Here is a 20,979-nt window from a genome sequence, read left to right on the forward strand (position 1 = left end):
GGGTATGGACGGTGTAGGCAGGGACGGTACGGACGCTCACGCGAACGGCGCGGCGGCCATCGAGGAAGGCCGCCGGCGCTGGCAGGCCCGTTACGACAAGGCCCGCAAGCGCGACGCGGACTTCACGACGCTCTCCGGTGACCCGGTGGAGCCGGTCTACGGGCCCCGGCCCGGCGACACCTATGAGGGCTTCGAGCGGATCGGCTGGCCCGGCGAGTACCCCTTCACCCGCGGACTCCACCCCACCGGCTACCGCGGCAGGACCTGGACCATCCGCCAGTTCGCCGGCTTCGGCAACGCCCAGCAGACCAACGAGCGCTACAAGACGATCCTGGCCAACGGCGGTGGCGGGCTCTCCGTCGCCTTCGACATGCCGACGCTCATGGGCCGCGACTCCGACGACCCGCGCGCGCTCGGCGAGGTCGGCCACTGCGGCGTCGCCATCGACTCGGCCGCCGACATGGAGATCCTCTTCGGGGACATCCCGCTCGGCGAGGTCACCACCTCGATGACGATCAGCGGTCCGGCGGTCCCGGTCTTCTGTATGTACCTCGTCGCGGCGGAGCGCCAGGGCGTCGACCCGGCCGTCCTCAACGGCACGCTCCAGACCGACATCTTCAAGGAGTACATCGCGCAGAAGGAGTGGCTCTTCCAGCCCGAGCCGCATCTGCGTCTGATCGGCGACCTGATGGAGCACTGCGCGCGCTCCATCCCCGCGTACAAGCCTCTCTCGGTCTCCGGCTACCACATCCGCGAGGCGGGCGCGACGGCCGCGCAGGAGCTGGCGTACACCCTCGCGGACGGCTTCGGCTACGTCGAGCTGGGGCTCAGCCGCGGGCTGGACGTGGACACCTTCGCGTCCGGCCTCTCCTTCTTCTTCGACGCCCACCTCGACTTCTTCGAGGAGATCGCCAAATTCCGCGCGGCCCGCCGGATCTGGGCGCGCTGGATGAAGGAGGTGTACGGCGCCAGGACCGACAAGGCCCAGTGGCTGCGCTTCCACACCCAGACCGCGGGCGTCTCGCTCACCGCGCAGCAGCCGTACAACAACGTCGTACGGACCGCCGTGGAGGCGCTGGCGGCCGTCCTCGGCGGTACGAACTCCCTGCACACCAACGCGCTCGACGAGACCCTCGCGCTGCCGAGCGAACAGGCCGCCGAGATCGCGCTGCGCACCCAGCAGGTGCTGATGGAGGAGACCGGCGTCGGCAATGTGGCCGACCCGCTCGGCGGCTCCTGGTACATCGAGCAGCTGACCGACCGGATCGAGGCCGACGCCGAGAAGATCTTCGAGCAGATCAAGGAGCGCGGGCTGCGGGCCCACCCGGACGGACAGCACCCGATCGGTCCCGTCACGTCGGGCATTCTGCGCGGGATCGAGGACGGCTGGTTCACCGGCGAGATCGCCGAGTCCGCCTTCCAGTACCAGCGCTCCCTGGAGAAGGGCGAGAAGCGGGTCGTCGGTGTCAACGTCCACCACGGCTCGGTCACCGGCGACCTGGAGATCCTGCGGGTCAGCCACGAGGTCGAGCGGGACCAGGTCCAGGTCCTCGGTGACCGCAAGGGCGCCCGCGACGACGCCCGGGTGCGCAAGGCCCTGGACGCCATGCTGGCCGCGGCCCGCGACGGCTCCAACATGATCGCCCCGATGCTGGAGGCGGTCAGGGCGGAGGCGACGCTCGGCGAGATCTGCGGCGTCCTGCGGGACGAGTGGGGCACCTACACGGAGCCGCCCGGCTTCTAGGGCGGCTCTGAGCGGCCGCTCCCGGTGCCGGTCCACGGCGCGGGGGGCGGCCGTCGGCTGTTTACTGGGACGGGTGGACCGCGAGGGGTGGAGGACGAGCCGTGGCACTTACCTCTGAGTGAGAGCTAAAATATGGTATGGCCACAGAGGAGTTCCCCGACTCGCTCGCCGCCGTGCTGGCCGGTGTCCAGCGGATGGTCAGACGGCGGCTGCGCCAGAGTCTGACCGCCCCGCCCCTGCGCGGCGCGCAGGTCGAACTCCTGCGTCTGGTCGCGGCCCGCCCCGGCATCAGGGTGTCGGCCGCCGCGAAGGAGCTGTATCTCGCGGGCAACTCGGTCTCCACGCTGGTCAACCAGCTCAGCCGGGCCGGCTATCTGCGCCGTGAGACCGACCCGGACGACCGCCGCTCCGGGCTGCTGCTGCCCACCCAGGCCGCCGAGTCGCGGCTGCGTGACTGGGAAGCCCGCCGGAGCGCGCTGATGCACGCGCAGGTGGAACGTTTGACGGAGGAGGAACGCTCGGCCCTCGCCGCGGCGCTTCCGGCGCTGCGCAAGCTCGCCCAGAACCTGCACGAGGAAGTGGAGGGGACATGACCGATGAACCGGTGACACAGGAGGGGGAGAACGGGCCCGACGCCGTCAGCTGCCGCGGACTGGAGTACGCGTTCGGTGAGACCAAGGCCGTCGACCAGCTCGACCTCTCGGTCCACGCGGGCGAGGTCTTCGGACTGCTCGGCCCGAACGGCGCCGGCAAGACCACCGCGATCCGCTGCATCACCACGCTGCTGCCCGTCCCCGCGGGCATGGTGCGGGTGTTCGGACATGACGCGGCCAAGGAGAAGATGGCGGTGCGCCGGCTGCTGGGGTATGTCCCGCAGCAGTTGTCCGCCGATGCCGCGCTGACCGGCCGGGAGAACGTGACCCTGTTCGCCCGCGTCTTCGACGTGACCCGCCGCGAGCGGTCCGAGCGCGTAGCCCAGGCGCTGTCGGCGGTCGGCCTGACCGACGCGGCCGACCGGATGGCCAAGACGTACTCCGGCGGCATGATCCGCCGGCTCGAACTCGCCCAGGCGCTGGTCAGCGCGCCGCGGCTGCTGATGCTGGACGAGCCGACGATCGGCCTCGACCCGATCGCCCGTACCAGCGTGTGGGAGCACATCAACGCCGTACGGATCGCCACCGGCATGACCGTGCTGGTGACCACGCACTACATGGACGAGGCCGACCAGTACTGCGACCGGGTCGCGCTGATGCACCGCGGCCGCATTCACGCGCTCGGCACTCCCGACGAGCTGCGGGCCGAGCTGCGTGAGCGCCGTCTCGCCTCGGGCGAGTCGGCCGAGAAGGACGCCGTGCCGACCCTGGAGGACGTCTTCCGGGACGTGGCCGGCAGCGGCCTCGACGAGGAGGGAGGCGACTTCCGCGATGTCCGGAGCACCCGCCGCACCGCGACCCGCGTCGGCTGAAACCACGGGCCCGGGACGGCTCGATCTGCTGCTGATCCCGCCGCGGCCCCGCACCGGCTGGCGGGTCCTGCCCGTCAGGGTCGTCGCGATGTGCGTGGTGGAGTTGCAGAAGCTGCGCCACGACCGCACCGAGCTGTACACCCGGGCCGTCCAGCCCGCCCTGTGGCTGCTGATCTTCGGTGAGACCTTCACCCGGATCAAGGCCATCCCGACCGGCGGTGTCCCGTACATCGACTTTCTCGCGCCCGGCATCATCGCCCAGTCCGCGATGTTCATCGCGATCTTCTACGGCATCATGATCATCTGGGAGCGGGACGCCGGCATCCTCACCAAACTGCTGGTCACCCCGACCCCTAGAGCCGCCCTGATCAGCGGAAAGGCCTTCGCCTCCGGGGTGAAGGCGCTGATCCAGGCGGTCGTGGTGATCGTCATCGCGGCGGCCCTCGGCGTGGGCCTGACCTGGAACCCGCTGCGGCTGCTGGGGGTGGCCGTCGCGGTGATCCTCGGCTCGGCCTTCTTCTCCTGTCTGTCGATGACGATCGCGGGGATCGTGCTGACCCGCGACCGGCTGATGGGGATCGGACAGGCCATCACGATGCCGCTCTTCTTCGCCTCGAACGCCCTCTATCCGGTGGCGATCATGCCCGGCTGGCTCCAGGCGGTCAGCAAGGCCAATCCCCTGAGCTATCAGGTCGACGCCCTGCGCGGGCTGTTGCTCGGTACGCCGTCGCATCTGCTGCTCGACTACGGCGTGCTGTTGGCGGCTGCGGTGGCGGGTATCGCGGCGGCCTCGTCACTGCTCGGACGACTCGCGAGATGACACCGGCGGCTGGCCGGCCAGGCCGCCCAGCAGCAGGGCCGTGAAGGAGCGCGCCCACTCCTGGTCGACCGGTTCCGCGCTGACCAGGGCGCGGTGGACCACCGCGCCGGCGATCACATCGAAGACCAGGTCGGTGGTACGGGCCGCCGTCGCCCCGTCCGGCTCGCGGGGGAGTTCACCACGGGCCCGGGCCCGCTCCCGGCCCAGCAGCACCAGCCTCTTCTGGCGGTCCACGATGGAGCCGCGGATCCGCGCCCGCAGCGCCTCGTCCCGGGTGGACTCCGCGACCACCGCCATGAACGCGGTCCTGGTCTCCGGCCGTTCCAGCAGGGCCCCGAACTGCAGCACCACGTTCTCCACATCGGCCGCCAGACTGCCGCGGTCGGGGAGTTCCAGCGCGTCGAAGAGGACCGCGACCGCGTCCACCACCAACTCGCTCTTGCACGCCCAGCGCCGGTAGAGGGTGGTCTTGGCGACGCCCGCCCGGCTCGCCACATCACCCATCGTCAGCTTGGCCCAGCCCAGCTCCACCAGGGCGGCCCTGGTCGCCTCCAGGATCGCGGAGTCGGCCGTGGTGCTGCGGGGGCGGCCCGCCCGGGACGCGGCGGTCCCGGGCGTCGTCACCTCGGACGTCCGCGCGTCGGCGGGGCGGGGGCGGCTGCACATGACGGCGACCATACCGGCCAGTAGCCAATCTGCTGTGAGCCAGTTCACCGGGAAAATCTCACACGTGTTCAGGACCGGGAAGTTACGCTACGGCCCGTAGCGAAAGCCGTGACCGGCCGGTGGCGACGCGGCGGTGCGCGTACCGCTTTCCTGAAGTGTGCGCGGAAGGGGGAGGATGTACTCATGCAGCCTAGGAACATGTCTATGAGCGGCGTCGTCGACCTCGCCGCGGTGAAGGCGGCCGGTGAGGCCAAGGTGAAGGCGGAGCAGGCCCGCGCCGAAGCGGCCCGCCAGGGCGGCACCGGTGCCGTCCCCCCTTCCAGCCTGGTGATCGACGTCGACGAGGCGGGCTTCGAGCGCGATGTCCTCCAGCGTTCCACCGAGGTCCCGGTCGTCATCGACTTCTGGGCCGAGTGGTGCGAGCCGTGCAAGCAGCTCAGTCCGGTACTGGAACGGCTGGCGCGGGAGTACAGCGGCCGGTTCGTCCTCGCCAAGATCGATGTCGACGCCAACCAGATGCTGATGCAGCAGTTCGGGATCCAGGGCATCCCCGCGGTCTTCGCGGTGGTGGCCGGCCAGGCGCTGCCGCTCTTCCAGGGCGCGGCCCCGGAAGCCCAGATCCGCCAGACCCTGGACCAGTTGATCCAGGTCGGCGAGGAGCGCTTCGGGCTGACCGGGATCGCGGTCGACGCCGGCGCGGAGGCGGAGCCCGGCGACGAGCAGGAGGCCGTGGTGCCCGAGGGGCCGTACGACGCCCTGCTGGAAGCCGCCGTACGCGCCCTGGACGCCAACGACTTCGCCGGCGCCGCGCAGGCGTACCGCAATGTCCTCTCCGACGACCCCGGCAACACCGAGGCCAAGCTGGGTCTCGCCCAGGCCGAACTGCTCGCGCGGGTGGAGGGGATGGACCAGCAGCAGGTACGCAAGGACGCGGCGGAGCAGCCGGGCGACGTCCAGGCGCAGATCGCCGCGGCCGACCTCGATCTGGTCGGCGGACATGTGGAGGACGCCTTCGGCCGGCTGGTCGAGGCCGTGCGCCGGACCTTCGGTGACGAGCGGGAGGCGGCGCGGGTGCGGCTGCTGGAGCTGTTCGAGGTCATCGGCGGGGATGATCCCCGGGTGACGGCGGCCCGTTCGGCACTGGCGAGGGTGCTCTTCTGAGGCGTACGCCGGAGCGCCGGCTGACGCGCTGACAGCTCTGCCGCGGCAGGGCGGATTTGGCGACAGAACGATAACAGCGGCCGCGCTTTGCCAAAACTTGGTAAACGTGGCCGCTGTTACTCGCAGTACAGCGAGCCTCTTGGTCTGCCCCTCTATGAGGGGCAATCGCCGCTTCTGGCGCACCCGTTGGCCCCACCCTGTGTGGCCGCTCGATACCCTGGGGTCGCCTGCTGGTTATCGGGTCGTTACTAGCCAGTAACGAACCCCCTTGTGTCGCGGCCTGTAATGCACCACGATCGTCGACGCTCGGTCCAATTCCGTACCAGCACGGCAGCCAGCCGCGCCGTCGGTCCTGGGTCCCCACCGAGCGGACCGGCGGCAGCGCCGCCGGCCCGGACAGGGGGGTTCCTGCCCACCGGCAGGGCCTGTCCAGAGGTTGCGCGAAATGGCGTGGCCAGTGGTTGTCGCTCGGGGGTGATCGCCGGTGATTTCGGACGCACCTCGCGCCTCCGGATCAGGCGCTCTCCTTCCCGAGGACGTAGCACTTCTCCCATCCCAGGACGGGCTCCGGCCCGATCCGGAGATGTACGTCCGAGAAGGAGGAAATTCATGGAGTCCCAAGTTCGTGGCGGGACCAGATGGAAGCGGTTCGCGGTCGTCATGGTGCCGAGCGTGGCCGCGACGGCAGCGATAGGTGTCGCTCTCGCTCAGGGAGCGCTGGCCGCGTCGTTCAGCGTGTCGGGCCAGAGCTTCAAGGTGCGGGCCGACAAGCTGGTCGGTCACGACTTCGTGCAGTACGGCGGAGTCGCCGAGGGGACCGACCTCGAAGGCAAGAAGGCCATCCACCCGGTTGCTGTCTCCGGGTTCAAGACGGCCGAGATCACGGCCATGTGCCAGTCCGTGGTCACCCCGCTGCCGCTGCTCAACACCAGCGTCACGCTGGTGCTGAACGCCGGTAACAAGGGGAGGGACATCGAGGCCGAGAACCTGTACCTGGATGTCGAGTCCCTCGACGCCGACGCGGTGTTCAAGAACATCGACATCGGTGTGGCGGCCGGCGCGAACAAGTCCCCGGGAATTCAGCCGGGGACGAAGGCGAATCCGTACGGTTTCGCCCAGCAGGCCGAGACGGCCACGCTGACCGACGTGAAGCAGACCGCCTGGGCGACCACCGCGGGCACGTTCAAGCTTCCTGACCTCAACCTGAGGCTCAAAGTCGGTGACCCCAGCAAGTACGAGTGCTACTAAGCACTTTTCCCGGGCGGGCCGTACGGTCCCAGGACTGTTCGGCTCGCTCGGCCCCCTGTCTTTCATCGCGATACCGCTTCCAGGGAGCTGTTTTCCATGAGCGCCGAGTCCACAGGTTCCCGCGGATTCACGTACTGGCGGCTTCGTTTCCGGGCCTGGCGAGGCGCCCGGCCGTTCTGGGCGGGCCTGTTCACTCTTCTCGGCGGACTGCCGATCGCCTATTTCCCGTACGCGAAGCTGCACCTCGGGAACCTCACGCTGGCCATGTCCACCACGGCCGGTGCGGGTTCGCTCATCATCGGCGTACTGCTGGTGACGCTGGGGCTGACGATGTGGTTCCACAGCATCGTCCGCGTCTTCGCCGGTGTCGCCGCCATCCTGCTCGCGCTGGTGTCGATCCCGGTCTCCAACATCGGCGGTTTTCTCCTGGGCTTCCTGCTCGCCCTGTTCGGTGGCGCGCTCTCCCTCTCCTGGGCACCGGGCAAGCCGGCCGAGCACGCCGCCGAGAACGACATCCCCCACTACCGGTCTGCGGAGCCCGAGGGCGCCGACGACCCCCTCTTCCCCGGTCCGCGCGAGGGGGAGGACCCGAACGTGACGGATATGACTGCCCATGCCAACGGCGGGAGGAACAGTGCGGGGTGAAGAAACGCAGCGGTTCGCGGCCGGAGGCGATGATTCCCGGGTGAGAAAAGGGCCGCGCCACGCGGCCCCCAGGAAGTCGCTCCTGACCAAGCTGCAGATACCCGCCGGCAAGGCGATGGCTCTGGCCGCGATGCCGACGGCGGTCTTCGTAGGGATGGGGCTCACCCCCAGGCTCGCGCTGGCCGACGACAACAAGGACATACCCTTCGCGCCGGGTCCGTGTGTGACCCGCTCCGACGAGCCCGACGCGTCCGAGTCGCCCTCTCCTTCCGAGTCGGCGAAGCCGTCCGGGTCGCCGTCGCCCTCGTCCTCGGCGACGCCCGGCCCGTCCGCGAGCAGTACGGCCGGGGACGGTACGGACGCGAAGCCGTCAGGGGCTTCGACCTCCGGGCCGGACCAGCCGAAGGAGCCGGAGTCCAAGGCTCCCGCCGCTCCGGAGCCGACCGAGAGCAAGAACCCGCTGGATCCGCTGGGTCTGGGTGACGCGCTGGGCGACATCCTCGGCATTCCCGGCAAGGGGACGACGAGCAGCCCGGCGCCGAGCACCACCGGGAAGCCGGACACCGGAGGGACGTCGAAGCCCACGTCCGAGCCGAAGCCGGACGATCCGGTGGGTGACACGGCCGACGGGGCCGTGGACGGGATCAAGGACGCCATCAAGGAAGCGGCGGACCAGGCCGGCGCCACGGTCGAGGAGCTGGACGAGGACGCGAAGGGTCTCGACGCCCGCAAGGACGACGAGATACCGGCCGGCGCGGACGGGAAGGAACCCTTCCCCTGCCCGACCGCCGACCCCGAGGCCCTCGCCGCGGCCGATCTGGAGCCGGGCATCCCGCTGCTGCCGGACGAGCCGTGGAAGCTGCAGAGCACGCGGCTGACGCTGAACGGTCTCGACTACCACGGCATCGTCGAGGTGAAGACCGGCAGCGGCAAGATCAAGAAGGCGCTGAAGTTCACCGCGTCGTCGCTGGACATCAAGGACCTGCACCAGACCGTCGTCTACCCGCAGGGAAAGACGGCCCATGTGAAGGCCCGCGAAGGCTCCACGTCCACGATCCGCGACGGCGAGGTGACGATGTACACGGAGGAGCTGAAGGGCAACCTCTTCGGCCTCATCCCGATCACCTTCAGCCCTCAGACTCCGCCCCCGCTGAACGTCCCGTTCGCCTTCTTCACGGACGTCCAGGTCACCCAGGCGGGCCAGTTCGGCGGCACGCTCACGGTCCCCGGCCTCCAGAACTACATGACGGACTGACAGACCTCCCGGGAGCCGCGGGAAAAACTGTGGCCCGCACCCCCCACCGGGGTGCGGGCCACAGCCATGCCAGGGGCGTACGGGTCAGTCGCGGTCGCCGCTGCCCACGTGGTGGACGCGCACCATGTTCGTGGTGCCGGGGACGCCGGGAGGCGAGCCGGCCGTGATGATCATGGCGTCGCCCTCGTTGAAGCGCTGGAGCTTCAGTACTTCCTCGTCGACCAGGTCGACCATCTCGTCCGTGCTGCCCACCCAGCGGACGATGAAGGACTCCACGCCCCAGCTCAGCGAGAGCTGGTTGCGGGTCGCCTCGTCCGTGGTGAAGGCCAGGATCGGCTGGGCCGCGCGGTAGCGGGAGAGGCGGCGGGCCGTGTCGCCGGACTGGGTGAAGGCGACCAGCGCCTTGCCGCCCAGGAAGTCCGCGATCTCACAGGCCGCGCGGGCCACGGAACCGCCCTGCGTACGGGGCTTCTTGCCCGGCACCAGCGGCTGGAGGCCCTTGGAGAGCAGCTCCTCCTCGGCGGCGACCACGATCTTCGACATCGTCTTGACCGTCTCGATCGGGTACGCGCCCACCGAGGACTCGGCGGAGAGCATGACCGCGTCCGCGCCGTCCAGGATCGCGTTCGCGACGTCGGACGCCTCGGCGCGGGTGGGACGGGAGTTGGTGATCATGGACTCCATCATCTGGGTCGCCACGATCACCGGCTTGGCGTTGCGGCGGCACAGCTCGATGAGCCGCTTCTGCACCATCGGGACCTTTTCGAGCGGGTACTCGACGGCCAGGTCACCGCGGGCGACCATGACACTGTCGAACGCCGCGACGACGGCCTCCATGTTGTCCACCGCCTGCGGCTTCTCCACCTTGGCGATGACGGGGACGCGGCGGCCCTCCTCGTCCATGATCTTGTGGACGTCCAGCACGTCGTGCGCGTCCCTGACGAACGAGAGCGCGACCATGTCGCAGCCCATCCGCAGGCCGAAGCGCAGGTCGTCGATGTCCTTCTCGGACAGGGCGGGGACATTGACCGCCGCGCCGGGCAGGTTGATGCCCTTGTGGTCGGAGATGACCCCGCCCTCGATGACGATGGACTTGACCTGCGGGCCCTCCACCGCGACGACCCGCAGCTCGACGTTGCCGTCGTTGATCAGGATCTGGTCGCCCTTGGAGACATCGCCCGGCAGGCCCTTGTAGGTGGTGCCGCAGATGGACTTGTCGCCGGCGACGTCCTCGGTGGTGATGGTGAACTCGTCACCGCGCACCAGCTCGACCGGTCCCTCGGCGAAGGTCTCCAGACGGATCTTCGGGCCCTGGAGGTCGACGAGCACACCCACCGCGCGGCCGGTGTCCTTCGCCGCCTTGCGGACGCGGTTGTACCGCTCCTCGTGCTCCGGGTGACTCCCGTGGCTCATGTTCAGACGGGCCACATTCATACCGGCCTCGATGAGCGACTTCAGCTGCTCGTACGAGTCGACGGCGGGGCCCAGTGTGCAGACGATTTTGGAACGGCGCATGAGGCGGATCCTATCGGTTTGTTTCGACGCGGAATATTCCGTCTGGTGGAAAGTACAAATGGGCGGGCGGCCGCTCAGGCGTCGACTGTTCGAACCTCGCCGACGAGTGCGAAGGTCTGCTGGGCGATCTCCAGTTCCTCGTCGGTCGGGACCACGGCCACCACGGTCCTGGCACCGTCCGGCGAGATGATCCGCGGCTCATCGGAACGTACGGCATTACGATCGGCGTCCACCGCCAGGCCCATCGGTCCCAGACCTGCGACGGCGGCTTCCCGTACCGCCGCGGCGTTCTCACCGACACCCGCCGTGAAGACCACGGCGTCCACCCGGCCGAGCACCGCGCTGTAGGCGCCGATGTACTTCTTCAGCCGGTGGATGTAGATGTCGAAGGCGAGCCGTGCCCGCTCGTCGCCCTCGTCGACCCGGCGGCGGATCTCCCGCATGTCGTTGTCCCCGCAGAGGCCGGCCAGACCGCTTTTCTTGTTGAGAAGTTCATCGATCTCGTCCACGGACATCCCGGCGACCCGCGTGAGATGGAACGTGACCGCCGGATCGATGTCTCCGGAGCGGGTACCCATCACCAGCCCCTCCAAGGGGGTCAGTCCCATCGAGGTGTCCACACACCGGCCGCCCGCGACGGCCGCGGCCGAGGCGCCGTTGCCGAGATGCAGGACGATCACATTCACCTCGGAGGGATCCTTGCCCAGCAACGCGGCGGTCTTCCGGGAGACATACGCGTGCGAGGTGCCGTGGAAGCCGTAGCGGCGGATGCGATGGGCGTCGGCCGTCTCGGTGTCGATGGCGTAGCGGGCGGCGTACTCCGGCATCGTCGTGTGGAACGCGGTGTCGAACACGGCGACCTGCGGCAGGTCCGGACGCAGCTCCCGGGCGGTACGGATACCGGTGAGATTCGCCGGGTTGTGCAGCGGCGCCACCGGCACCAGCCGCTCGATCTCCGCCAGCACCCCGTCGTCGATGACGGTCGGTTCGCTGAACTTCAGCCCGCCGTGCACGACCCGGTGGCCGATCGCCGCCAGCTCGGGGGAGTCGAGTCCGAGCCCGTCCCGCGCCAGCTCGTCCGCGACCGCCCGCAGGGCCTCCGTATGGTCGGCGATCTTCCCCGTACGCTCGCGCTTGCCTCCTGCGCCGGCCGTCAGCGGGGTGTGCACCAGCCGGGAGTCCCGCTCACCGATGCGCTCGACCAGACCGACGGCGAGGCGGGAGTGGTCCTTCATCTCCAGCAGCTGGTACTTCACCGACGAGGAACCGGAGTTGAGGACGAGGACACGGGTGGCATGCGCGGTCACGGATCGGGTGCCTTCTGTCGGGGTGGCGGACGCCGGGATGGTGGACGCCGGGGTGGAAGCGGCGGTCATTCGGTTCCGCCCTGCGCCTGGATCGCCTGGATCGCCGTGATCGCGACGGTGTTCACGATGTCCTGGACGAGCGCGCCGCGCGACAGGTCGTTCACCGGCTTGCGCAGACCCTGGAGCACCGGGCCCACGGCCACGGCGCCGGCCGAGCGCTGCACGGCCTTGTAGGTGTTGTTGCCGGTGTTCAGGTCCGGGAAGATCAGCACCGTCGCCCGGCCCGCCACCTCGGAGCCGGGCAGCTTGGTCGCGGCCACGGACGGCTCGACCGCCGCGTCGTACTGGATCGGCCCCTCGATCCGCAGATCGGGACGGGCGGCGCGCACCAGCTTGGTGGCCTCGCGCACCTTGTCGACATCGGCTCCCGAGCCCGAGGTGCCGGTGGAGTACGAGAGCATCGCGATCCGCGGCTCGACCCCGAACCGGGCGGCGGTGGCCGCCGCCTGGACGGCGATGTCCGCGAGCTGCTCCGCGTCCGGATCCGGGTTGACCGCGCAGTCGCCGTACACCAGTACCTTGTCCGCCAGGCACATGAAGAAGACCGAGGAGACGATCGAGGCGTCCGGCTTGGTCTTGATGATCTCGAAGGCCGGGCGGATGGTCGCGGCCGTCGAGTGCACCGCGCCGGACACCATGCCGTCCGCCAGGCCCTCCTGGACCATCAGCGTCCCGAAGTAGTTCACGTCCGCCACGACGTCGTACGCCAGCTCCACCGTCACGCCCTTGTGGGCGCGCAGCCCCGCGTACCGCTCGGCGAACTCCTGGCGCAGCTCGGAGGTGGCCGGGTCGATCAGCTGCGTGGTGCTCAGATCGATACCGAGGTCGGCGGCCTTCTTCCGGATGGCGTCGGTGTCACCGAGCAGGGTGAGATCGCAGACGTCACGGCGTACGAGGACGTCGGCGGCGCGCAGCACGCGCTCCTCGGCGCCTTCCGGGAGGACGACACGGCGGCGGTGCGCGCGGGCCTGCTCCAGCAGTTCGTGCTCGAACATCATCGGGGTCACCCGGCCGCTGCGGGCCACCGACAGCCGGGCCAGCAGATCGGCGGTGTCCACATGGCGCTCGAACAGCCCGAGCGCGGTCTCCGCCTTGCGTGGCGTGGCCGCGCTCAACTTCCCTTCCAGGCCGAAGAGTTCGGTCGCGGTGGGAAAGGAGCTGCCCGGCACCGAGACGACGGGGGTGCCGGGCGCCAGCCGGGCGGCCAGGGTCAGGATGGAATCGCCGGGCCGCTCGTCGAGGGTGAGCACCACGCCCGCGATGGGCGGGGTGCCCGCCGAGTGCGCGGCGAGGGCGCCCACCACCAGATCCGCGCGGTCGCCCGGGGTGACCACCATGCAGCCGGGGGTCAGCGCGGACAGGAAGTTCGGCAGCATCGCGCCGCCGAAGACGAAATCGAGCGCGTCCCTGGCCAGGCCCGAGTCGTCCCCGAGCAGCACCGTGCCCCCCAGGGCCTGGGTGATCTGGGCGACGGTCGGGGCCGCGAGCGCCGGCTCGTCCGGGAGGACGTAGCAGGGGACCGGGAGCCGGGCCTTGAGCCGCTCGGCGATCACCTCGCGGTCCTCGGCGGCGACCCGGTTGACGACCACGCTCAGGACATCGCAGCCCAGGACCTGGTAGGCGCGGTGGGCGTTGCGCGCCTCGGCCCGTACGGACTCGGCCGTCTGGCCCTTGCCGCCCACCACGGCTATGACGGACGCCCCGAACTCGTTGGCGAGCCGGGCGTTGAGCGACAGCTCGTCGGGGAGCTGGGTGGCCGCGAAGTCCGTGCCGAGGACGAGAACGACCTCGTACTCCCGCGCCACCTCGTGGAAGCGGCCGACCAGCCGGGAGACCAGCTCGTCGGTGCCCTGCTCGGCTTGGAGCGCGGACGCCTCGTGGTAGTCCAGGCCGTAGACGGTGGCCGCGTCCTGTGACAGCCGGTAGCGGGCACGCAGCAGATCGAAGAGGCGGTCGGGGCCGTCGTGCACCAGCGGACGGAACACCCCCACCCGGTCGACCTGGCGGGTCAGGAGCTCCATGACTCCCAGCTCGACGACCTGCCGGCCGTCTCCGCGGTCGATCCCGGTCACGTACACGCTGCGCGTCACGCGTGCTCTCCCGTCCATGCTCGTGGGACGCCCCGCGCAGAGCGGGGTGCCCCCGCGCCCGATGGGATGTCCCGGCTCAGTGAACAAAAATTCCCGTTAGGGTGACAATGCCCTCTTGACAATACCTCCGCGGGTGATTAAGGCGACCGTGGATCAAAAGGCGAGGAAACACCAGGCAGGACGCCCCCTGACCGGGGTCCGCGGCCGGCGCGACGGTCGGAGGCGCACGGCCCCGATCGACCGTGGGAGGATCGAACCTGGCTCATGCTGGAGGGCCGGAGGCCCGCCCCCCAGAAAAGCACAGCACTAGCGAGCAGGAGACACAGCACGATGCGTATCGGAGTTCTCACCGCAGGCGGCGACTGTCCCGGCCTGAACGCAGTGATCCGTTCGGTCGTGCACCGGGCCAAAACCGGGCACGGAGATGAAGTCATCGGATTCGAGGACGGATTCAAGGGGCTGCTCGACGGCCACTACCGCACCCTCGACCTCAACGCCGTCAGCGGCATCCTGGCGCGCGGCGGCACCATCCTGGGCTCGGCCCGGCTGGAGCGCGGCCGGCTGCGCGAAGCCGCCGAGAACTGCGCCGAGTTGGCCCACCGGTACGGCATCGACGCGCTCATCCCGATCGGCGGCGAGGGCACACTCACCGCGGCCCGGCTGCTCTCCGACGCGGGGATGCCCGTCGTCGGCGTACCGAAGACCATCGACAACGACATCTACTCCACGGACCGGACCTTCGGGTTCGACACCGCCGTCACGGTCGCCACGGAGGCCATCGACCGGCTCAAGACCACCGCTGAGTCGCACCAGCGCGTGATGGTCGTCGAGGTCATGGGCCGGCACGCGGGCTGGATCGCGCTGGAGTCCGGCATGGCGGGCGGCGCGCACGGCATCTGCCTGCCGGAGCGGCCCTTCGAGGTCGACAGCCTGGTGAAGATGGTCGAGGCGCGGTTCTCCCGGGGCAAGAAGTTCGCGGTCATCTGTGTCGCGGAGGGCGCGCATCCGGCGCAGGGCTCGATGGAGTACGGCAAGGGCGAGATCGACAAGTTCGGCCACGAGCGCTTCCAGGGCATCGGCAACAGCCTCGCCGCGGAGCTGGAACAGCGGCTCGGCAAGGAGGCCAGGCCGGTCATCCTGGGCCATGTCCAGCGCGGCGGTACCCCGACGGCCTACGACCGGGTGCTCGCGACGCGGTTCGGCTGGCACGCGGTGGAGGCGGTGCACCGGGGCGAGTTCGGGCGGATGACGGCGCTGCGGGGGACAGCGGTGGAGATGGTCCCGCTGGCCGAGGCGGTCACCCAGCTCAAGACGGTCCCCGAGGACCGGATGCACGAGGCGGAATCGGTCTTCTAGGGCACAGTCCGGCGGGGGAGGCTCCGCCGGACCATCACCCGTCAGCCCTTCACCGCGCCGCCCAGCGCGAAACCGCCTCCCAGCCGGCGTGAGATCAGGATGTACAGGACCAGGACCGGCGCCGAGTACAGGATCGAGAACGCTGCCAGCTGACCGTAGATCACCGATCCGTAGTTGCCGAAGAAGTTGAAGATCGAGACCGACGCGGGCAGCTGGTCCGGGGTCAGCAGCAGCATGAACGGTACGAAGAAATTGCCCCAGAGCTGGATGAACGTGTAGATCGTCACCACCGTCAGCCCCGGCCCCATCAGCGGCAGCACCACCCGGGTCAGGGTCTGGAGGTTCGAGGCCCCGTCCGTCCAGGCCGCCTCCTCCAGGACCGTTGGCACCCCGTCCATGAAGTTCTTCATCAGCCAGATGGAGAAGGGCAGTTGGGAGGTGGCGAGGAAGAGCGACGTGCCGTACATCGTGTCGACCAGATCGACCTGTACGAACAGCCCGTACACCGGCACCATGATCGCGGTGATCGGCAGACACGTCGTGAACAGGATCGTCAGCAGATACGGACGGTTGAAGCGCGAGCGATAGCGGGAGAGCGGATACGCGGCCAGTGCCGCGCACACCACCGTCAGCAGCGTCGCACTCCCGCACAGCAGCAGGCTGTTGAGCATCGGCGTGAAGGTGATCTCGTCGGTGAGGACCCCGGCGAAGTTCTCCGTGGTCAGCGACGAGGGGGCCCGTACCCGCAGATCGGCCTCGGCGTCGACGGACGCCAGCACCAGCCAGAGCAGCGGCACCGCGAACGCCGCCGCGGTCAGCAGCAGCGAGGCGTCCGCGGCGAGGCGCCCGCGGGTACGGCGGCTGAGGGAGCGCGTCATCAGACCTCCACCTTCATCAGCCGCAGATAGACGAGGGAGAAGAGCGAGCCGACGAGGAGCAGGAGCAGCGCGACCGCCGTGCCGTACCCGATCAGGCTCTTCAGGAACGCCTGGTCGTACATGAACACCGGCAGGGTCTGGCTGCGGTTGCCGGGACCACCTCGGGTCATCGCCCAGATCAGGCCGAAGACGGAGAGCGTGGAGAGGGTGTTGAGCATCAGGTTGGTGCCGATGGAACGGCGGATCATCGGCAGCGTGATGTGCCAGAGCCGCCGCACCCCGCTCGCGCCGTCGACCTGCGCCGCCTCCGTGATCTCCTGGGGGATCTCGGACAGCGCGGCCGAGTAGATCAGCATGGAGAACGCCGTGCCGCGCCAGACGTTGGCGAACGACACCGCCAGGATCGGCAGGGTGAACAGCCAGTTCTGGGACGGCAGATGGAGCCAGTCCAGGATCGCGTTCAGCGTCCCCTCACGGCGGAAGAAGGCATAGAGCAGAAACGCCGCGACGATCTCCGGCAGCACCCAGGCGGCGATCACCAGGGAGCCGGTGAGCGTACGGACCGGCCGGGAGGCGGTGCGCATCAGCCCCGCCAGGGCCAGCCCCAGGGTGTTCTGGCCGACGATCGACGAGATGAAGGTGAAGACGAGCGTCAGCCAGACGGCGTTGCGGAAGTTCTCGTCGGCGAAGGCCCGGCGGAAGTTCGCCAGGCCGACGAAGTCCGAGGTCGACGAGCCGGTCAGCTGGGTGTTGGTGAACGCGATCCAGACGCAGTAGCCGATGGGTCCTGCCAGGAAGAGCAGCAGCAGGATCGTGGCGGGGGCGAGCGGCACCCACCGCCACAGCCGTCCCTGCTGCCGCCCGGCGGGAGCCTTCCTCGCCGGGCGGGCCGACCGCGCCGGGCCTGGCGTGCCCGTGGCGTCGGCCGTATCCAGCGCGCTCACTTGCTGACGACCGCACCGTCGACGATGGTGTTCAGCTGGTCGTCGTAGTCCTTCGCCGCGTCCGCCGGAGACCCGTCACCCGTGGTGACCTTCTCCATCGCCTCACCGATCGCCGTCGACACCTGCGGATAGACCGGCAGCGCCGGGCGGTAGTGGGTGGCCGCGACCAGCCCGGTGAAGAACTCGATGCCCGGCATGGACTTCAGATAGCGGGGATCGGCCGCGACATCCTTGCGTACGGCGATCTGCGCGGCGACCACATCCCACTCGACAGCGTTGTCCTTCGTCTGCTGCGTGGTGATGAATTCCCAGGCGAGGTCCGGGTTCGCGGACTTCTGCGGGATCGCCCACGTCCAGCCGCCGGACATCGACACCTTGCCGGGCGCCTGCCCGTGCTGTGTGGGCATCGGTGCCTGCGCGAGATCCGTCGACCAGTCAGGCCACTCCTTGGGGCCCTTGTTGATCCAGTTCTGGCCCATCCAGGAACCGTCCAGGGAGATGGCGAGCTTCCCCTCGGGGAAGAACTCCGTGGCGACGCGGGTGCCGATATTGGGGTCGAGGGCGTCGGAGACATCGGGGCCGAGCTTCTCCGCGTACACCGTCCGTACGAAGCCCAGCGCGTCCCGGAAACCCTGGCTGCCCGCCACCCACTTCTTGGCGGAGGGGTCGTAGAGGGGGTCCGCGCCGGTGCCGTACAGCAGCATCTCGAAGCCCTGCATCACCGCTGCCTCGCCGGGCCCCTTGCCGGTGTAGACATTCAGCGGGATGACACCGGGGACCTTCTCCTTGACGGTACGGGCCGCGTCCAGCACCTCGGCCCAGTTCTTGGGCTGCCAGTCGGCGGGCAGGCCCGCCTGGGCGAAGATCTTCTTGTTGAACCAGAGGCCGCGGGTGTCGGTGCCGTCGGGGATGCCGTACGTCTTGCCGTCGTCCGCCTTGGCCGCCGCCTTCGCCGTGTCGACGAACTGGTCCCAGGTGTCCCACGTCGCCAGATACTCGTCCAGCGGGCGCAGATAGCCGGCCTTGATGTCGGAATTGATGCGGAAGGTGTCCTCGTAGACCAGGTCCGGGGCGGTCTTCGGGGAGCGCATCATCTGCTGCGCCTTGGTGGCGTAGTCGTTGTCCGGGGCCTGGATCGGGATGAGCTCGACCTTCTTGCCCGGATGGGCCTTCTCGAACTGCTTCTTCACGGACTCCAGGTAGTTGTCCTTGAAGCGGATCTTGTTGTCCGTGGAGCGGTTGTAGGCGACCTTGATGGTGTCCGGATCACTGCCTGAACCGCCGCCGCACGCGGTGAGTGAACCGGCGGCGAGTACGGCGACGAGGATCAGCGGAGCGGTGGGGCGCACGGGCACGACCTCCTCATGAGCCGGTGAGGGCTGCCCGGCGACCGTAGGACTGGGCCGTTACCAAGGTCAATCCCCGTGCAGGACCCGGTCGTTGCCGGTCCCCGGATCAGCGGGTGGCGGAGATCCAGCGGTACTGCAGCTCCGGGCGCCCGATCTGCCCGTACTGCGGGCTGCGTTCCGCGCGCCCGTTGGAGACCAGGTGTTCCAGATAGCGGCGCGCGGTGATGCGGGAGATCCCGGTCTTGATTCCGGCCTCGGCGGCGGTGAGCCCGTCGGCGGACGCGCGCAGCGTACGGGTCACGGCCTCCAGCGTCGGAGCGCTCAGCCCCTTGGGCAGCGAGGCCGGATGGGGCGACCGGAGCGCGCCGAGAGCCCGGTCCACCTCGTCCTGGCCACTGGCCTCCCCGGCCGCCGCGCGGAACTCCGCGTACCGGACGAGCCGGTCCCGCAGGGTCGCGAAGGTGAAGGGCTTGAGGACGTACTGAACGACTCCGAGGGACACGCCTTCGCGCACCACGGCGAGATCGCGCGCCGAGGTGACGGCGATGACATCCGCCTGGTGTCCGCCGGCGCGCAGACTGCGCAGGAGCTGGAGCCCGTGCCCGTCGGGGAGGTAGAGGTCGAGCAGGATCAGATCGATGTCCGTACGCTCCAGCAGCCGGCTCGCCTCCCCCCGCGAGTGGGCGACGCCCGCGACGGCGAAGCCGGGCACCCGGGCCACGTACAGCTGATGGGCGTCGGCCGCGACCGGATCGTCCTCGACCACCAGCACCCGGATCGCCTGGCTCAGGGGGCCGGTGGCGGTCACCGGGCCGCCTCGACGCCGTCGGCGTTGCGGGCACCGTCGGCGTTGCGGGCACCGTCCGCGTCCTCGCGCGGCGCCACCACAGCGGCGTTCCGCGCGCCCAGCGGCAGCCGTACGGTGAACACCGCGCCGCCCTCCGTGCCCCGCGTCAGCTCCACCGTCCCGTGCGCGCGGTGCACGGCCTGCCGTACGAGCGCCAGCCCGAGCCCCCGGCCTGGCCCCCTGGTCGACCAGCCGCGCCGGAACACCTCGTCCATGTCACCGGGATCGACCCCGGCCCCGGTGTCCCGCACGCCGAGCAGCAGTTCCCGGCCGTCCACGAGCGCGGTCACGGTGACCCGCGCGCCCTCGCCGCCCTGGGCCGCGTCCACGGCGTTGTCGATCAGATTGCCCAGGATGGTCACCAGATCGCGGGCCGGCAGCGTCCGGGGCAGCACACCGTCGTCGATCCGGCTGTCCTCGGCGAGCACCAGCTCCACCCCGCGTTCGTTGGCCTGCGCCGCCTTCCCCAGCAGCAGCGCCGCGAGGACCGGCTCGCCGACCGCCCCGACCACCCGGTCCGTGAGCGCCTGGGCCAGCTCCAGCTCCGCCGTGGCGAACTCCACCGCCTGCTCCACCCGCCCCAGCTCGATCAGCGAGACCACCGTGTGCAGCCGGTTGGCCGCCTCATGAGCCTGTGAGCGCAGAGCCTGGGTGAAACCACGCTCGGAGTCCAACTCCCCGGAAAGCGCCTGGAGTTCGGTGTGGTCGCGCAGGGTGATGACCGTACCGCGCCGCTCACCGCCGACCACCGGACTGGTGTTGACCACCACGATCCGATCGGCGGTCATATGCACCTCGTCGACGCGCGGCTCCGGGGCGAGCAGCGCGTCGGTGAGCGGCGCGGGCAGCCCCAGCTCGGTGACGGGACGGCCCACCGCGGAGTCGTCGAGACCGAGCAGCTCCCGGCCGCCGTCGTTCATCAGCGCGATGCTGCGCCGCCCGTCGAGCATCAGCAGCCCTTCGCGTACGGCGTGCAGCGCGGCCTGGTGGTAGTCGTGCATCCGGCTCAGCTCGGCGGCGTTCATGCCATGGGTGTGCCGGCGCAGCCGGGCGTTGATGACGTACGTCCCCAGACCGCCGAGCGCCAGCGCGGCCCCCGCCGTCAGGGCCAGCACCTTGACCTGCTGGGTCACCTCGGTGGAGATCCGGTCCACGGTGATACCGACGCTGATCAGACCGATGACCCGGCCGCCGTCCCGCACCGGGGTGACGGCCCGCACGGACGGGCCGAGCGTGCCGGTGTACGTCTCGGTGAACGTACCGCCGCGCAGCGCCGGAGCCGTACGGCCCAGGAAGGGCATCCCTATCTGCCCCGGATCGGGGTGCGTCCAGCGGATCCCCTGCGGGTTCATGATTGTGATGAAGTCGACGCCGGTGTCCCGCCGCACCCGTTCCGCGTACGGCTGGAGCGTGGCCGTCGGGTCTGCCGTACGGATCGCTTCCCGTACAGAGGGCGAATCAGCCATCGTCCGCGCGGTGGCCAGAACTTGCTTGCGTGCGGTCTCGTCCGTGTGGGCACGACCTGTGACATAGGCGAAGACCGAGCACCCCGCCACGACGGCCGCGACCAGTACGACCTGCATGGCGAAGAGCTGGGCGGCGAGACTGCGCGGACGGGGCAGGTGCATG

General features: G+C 69.7%; 18 protein-coding genes. 9 read left to right on the forward strand and 9 right to left on the reverse strand.

Features of this window, described 5'->3' with window-relative positions; genetic code table 11:
• Positions 1-4 precede the first annotated feature (4 nt).
• From ACZ6MZ_RS05925 to ACZ6MZ_RS05940, 4 genes are all read left to right on the forward strand, one after another.
• Complete coding sequence (locus ACZ6MZ_RS05925; RefSeq protein ID WP_389676438.1) at positions 5-1,744, forward strand: acyl-CoA mutase large subunit family protein; 1,740 nt, start codon at positions 5-7, stop codon at positions 1,742-1,744.
• 137 nt (positions 1,745-1,881) lie between these two features.
• Positions 1,882-2,337 (forward strand): MarR family winged helix-turn-helix transcriptional regulator, encoded by a 456-nt coding sequence (locus ACZ6MZ_RS05930; protein ID WP_384181518.1) that lies wholly within the window; start codon positions 1,882-1,884, stop codon positions 2,335-2,337.
• Positions 2,334-3,209 carry an ABC transporter ATP-binding protein gene (locus tag ACZ6MZ_RS05935; RefSeq protein ID WP_386878209.1) on the forward strand — a complete coding sequence of 292 codons (876 nt, stop codon included), beginning with the start codon at positions 2,334-2,336 and terminating at the stop codon, positions 3,207-3,209. Before ACZ6MZ_RS05930 ends, ACZ6MZ_RS05935 begins: the two co-directional genes overlap by 4 nt.
• Positions 3,169-4,029, forward strand: a complete 861-nt coding sequence (locus ACZ6MZ_RS05940) for an ABC transporter permease (RefSeq protein ID WP_384181522.1) — start codon at positions 3,169-3,171, stop codon at positions 4,027-4,029. The genes ACZ6MZ_RS05935 and ACZ6MZ_RS05940 overlap by 41 nt, the downstream gene beginning before the upstream one ends.
• Here ACZ6MZ_RS05940 and ACZ6MZ_RS05945 read toward each other — a convergent pair.
• Entirely contained in the window at positions 4,003-4,695 is a 693-nt protein-coding gene (locus ACZ6MZ_RS05945; RefSeq protein WP_469350060.1) for a TetR/AcrR family transcriptional regulator, read from the reverse strand. The genes ACZ6MZ_RS05940 and ACZ6MZ_RS05945 overlap by 27 nt on opposite strands.
• 198 nt (positions 4,696-4,893) lie before the next feature.
• On the opposite strand from ACZ6MZ_RS05945, the gene ACZ6MZ_RS05950 reads away from it, so the two are divergent.
• The 4 genes from ACZ6MZ_RS05950 to ACZ6MZ_RS05965 all read left to right on the forward strand — a co-directional run bounded on the left by ACZ6MZ_RS05950 (position 4,894) and on the right by ACZ6MZ_RS05965 (position 9,004).
• Positions 4,894-5,856, forward strand: coding sequence for a tetratricopeptide repeat protein (locus tag ACZ6MZ_RS05950; RefSeq protein ID WP_469350062.1), 963 nt, complete (start codon positions 4,894-4,896; stop codon positions 5,854-5,856).
• 609 nt (positions 5,857-6,465) lie between these two features.
• On the forward strand, positions 6,466-7,104 hold the full coding sequence (locus tag ACZ6MZ_RS05955; protein WP_384181528.1) for a DUF6230 family protein: 639 nt from the start codon (positions 6,466-6,468) through the stop codon (positions 7,102-7,104).
• A 96-nt stretch (positions 7,105-7,200) separates the two neighbouring features.
• On the forward strand, positions 7,201-7,749 hold the full coding sequence (locus tag ACZ6MZ_RS05960; protein WP_384181530.1) for a DUF6114 domain-containing protein: 549 nt from the start codon (positions 7,201-7,203) through the stop codon (positions 7,747-7,749).
• Positions 7,739-9,004 carry a hypothetical protein gene (locus tag ACZ6MZ_RS05965; RefSeq protein ID WP_389783786.1) on the forward strand — a complete coding sequence of 422 codons (1,266 nt, stop codon included), beginning with the start codon at positions 7,739-7,741 and terminating at the stop codon, positions 9,002-9,004. Before ACZ6MZ_RS05960 ends, ACZ6MZ_RS05965 begins: the two co-directional genes overlap by 11 nt.
• Positions 9,005-9,088: 84 nt before the next feature.
• Here ACZ6MZ_RS05965 and pyk read toward each other — a convergent pair whose 3' ends face one another.
• From pyk to pta, 3 genes are all read right to left on the reverse strand, one after another.
• Positions 9,089-10,519, reverse strand: a complete 1,431-nt coding sequence (gene pyk / locus ACZ6MZ_RS05970; RefSeq protein WP_384181535.1) for a pyruvate kinase — start codon at positions 10,517-10,519, stop codon at positions 9,089-9,091.
• Positions 10,520-10,593: 74 nt separating this feature from the next.
• The gene (locus ACZ6MZ_RS05975) at positions 10,594-11,826 is read right to left on the reverse strand and encodes an acetate kinase (protein ID WP_469350393.1); all 1,233 of its coding nucleotides are present in this window, start codon (positions 11,824-11,826) and stop codon (positions 10,594-10,596) included.
• A 65-nt stretch (positions 11,827-11,891) separates the two neighbouring features.
• A complete protein-coding gene (pta, locus tag ACZ6MZ_RS05980; protein ID WP_469350064.1) occupies positions 11,892-13,976 on the reverse strand; it encodes a phosphate acetyltransferase in 2,085 nt (694 codons plus the stop codon).
• A 330-nt stretch (positions 13,977-14,306) separates the two neighbouring features.
• Here pta and ACZ6MZ_RS05985 point away from each other — a divergent pair, with 330 nt between their 5' ends.
• A complete protein-coding gene (locus ACZ6MZ_RS05985; RefSeq protein ID WP_384181539.1) occupies positions 14,307-15,332 on the forward strand; it encodes an ATP-dependent 6-phosphofructokinase in 1,026 nt (341 codons plus the stop codon).
• 41 nt (positions 15,333-15,373) lie between these two features.
• Here ACZ6MZ_RS05985 and ACZ6MZ_RS05990 read toward each other — a convergent pair whose 3' ends face one another.
• The 5 genes from ACZ6MZ_RS05990 to ACZ6MZ_RS06010 all read right to left on the reverse strand — a co-directional run bounded on the left by ACZ6MZ_RS05990 (position 15,374) and on the right by ACZ6MZ_RS06010 (position 20,978).
• The gene (locus tag ACZ6MZ_RS05990) at positions 15,374-16,210 is read right to left on the reverse strand and encodes a carbohydrate ABC transporter permease (RefSeq protein WP_384181541.1); all 837 of its coding nucleotides are present in this window, start codon (positions 16,208-16,210) and stop codon (positions 15,374-15,376) included.
• Positions 16,210-17,145, reverse strand: coding sequence for a carbohydrate ABC transporter permease (locus ACZ6MZ_RS05995; RefSeq protein ID WP_469350395.1), 936 nt, complete (start codon positions 17,143-17,145; stop codon positions 16,210-16,212). The genes ACZ6MZ_RS05990 and ACZ6MZ_RS05995 overlap by 1 nt, the downstream gene beginning before the upstream one ends.
• A gap of 5 nt (positions 17,146-17,150) precedes the next feature.
• On the reverse strand, positions 17,151-18,503 hold the full coding sequence (locus tag ACZ6MZ_RS06000; RefSeq protein WP_384181543.1) for an extracellular solute-binding protein: 1,353 nt from the start codon (positions 18,501-18,503) through the stop codon (positions 17,151-17,153).
• Between the two features lie 106 nt (positions 18,504-18,609).
• The gene (locus ACZ6MZ_RS06005; protein WP_469350067.1) at positions 18,610-19,311 is read right to left on the reverse strand and encodes a response regulator; all 702 of its coding nucleotides are present in this window, start codon (positions 19,309-19,311) and stop codon (positions 18,610-18,612) included.
• Entirely contained in the window at positions 19,308-20,978 is a 1,671-nt protein-coding gene (locus ACZ6MZ_RS06010) for a sensor histidine kinase (RefSeq protein WP_469350068.1), read from the reverse strand. Before ACZ6MZ_RS06010 ends, ACZ6MZ_RS06005 begins: the two co-directional genes overlap by 4 nt.
• Between the last annotated feature and the right edge of the window lies 1 nt (position 20,979).

This window comes from Streptomyces sp. NPDC042201 (assembly GCF_055582185.1).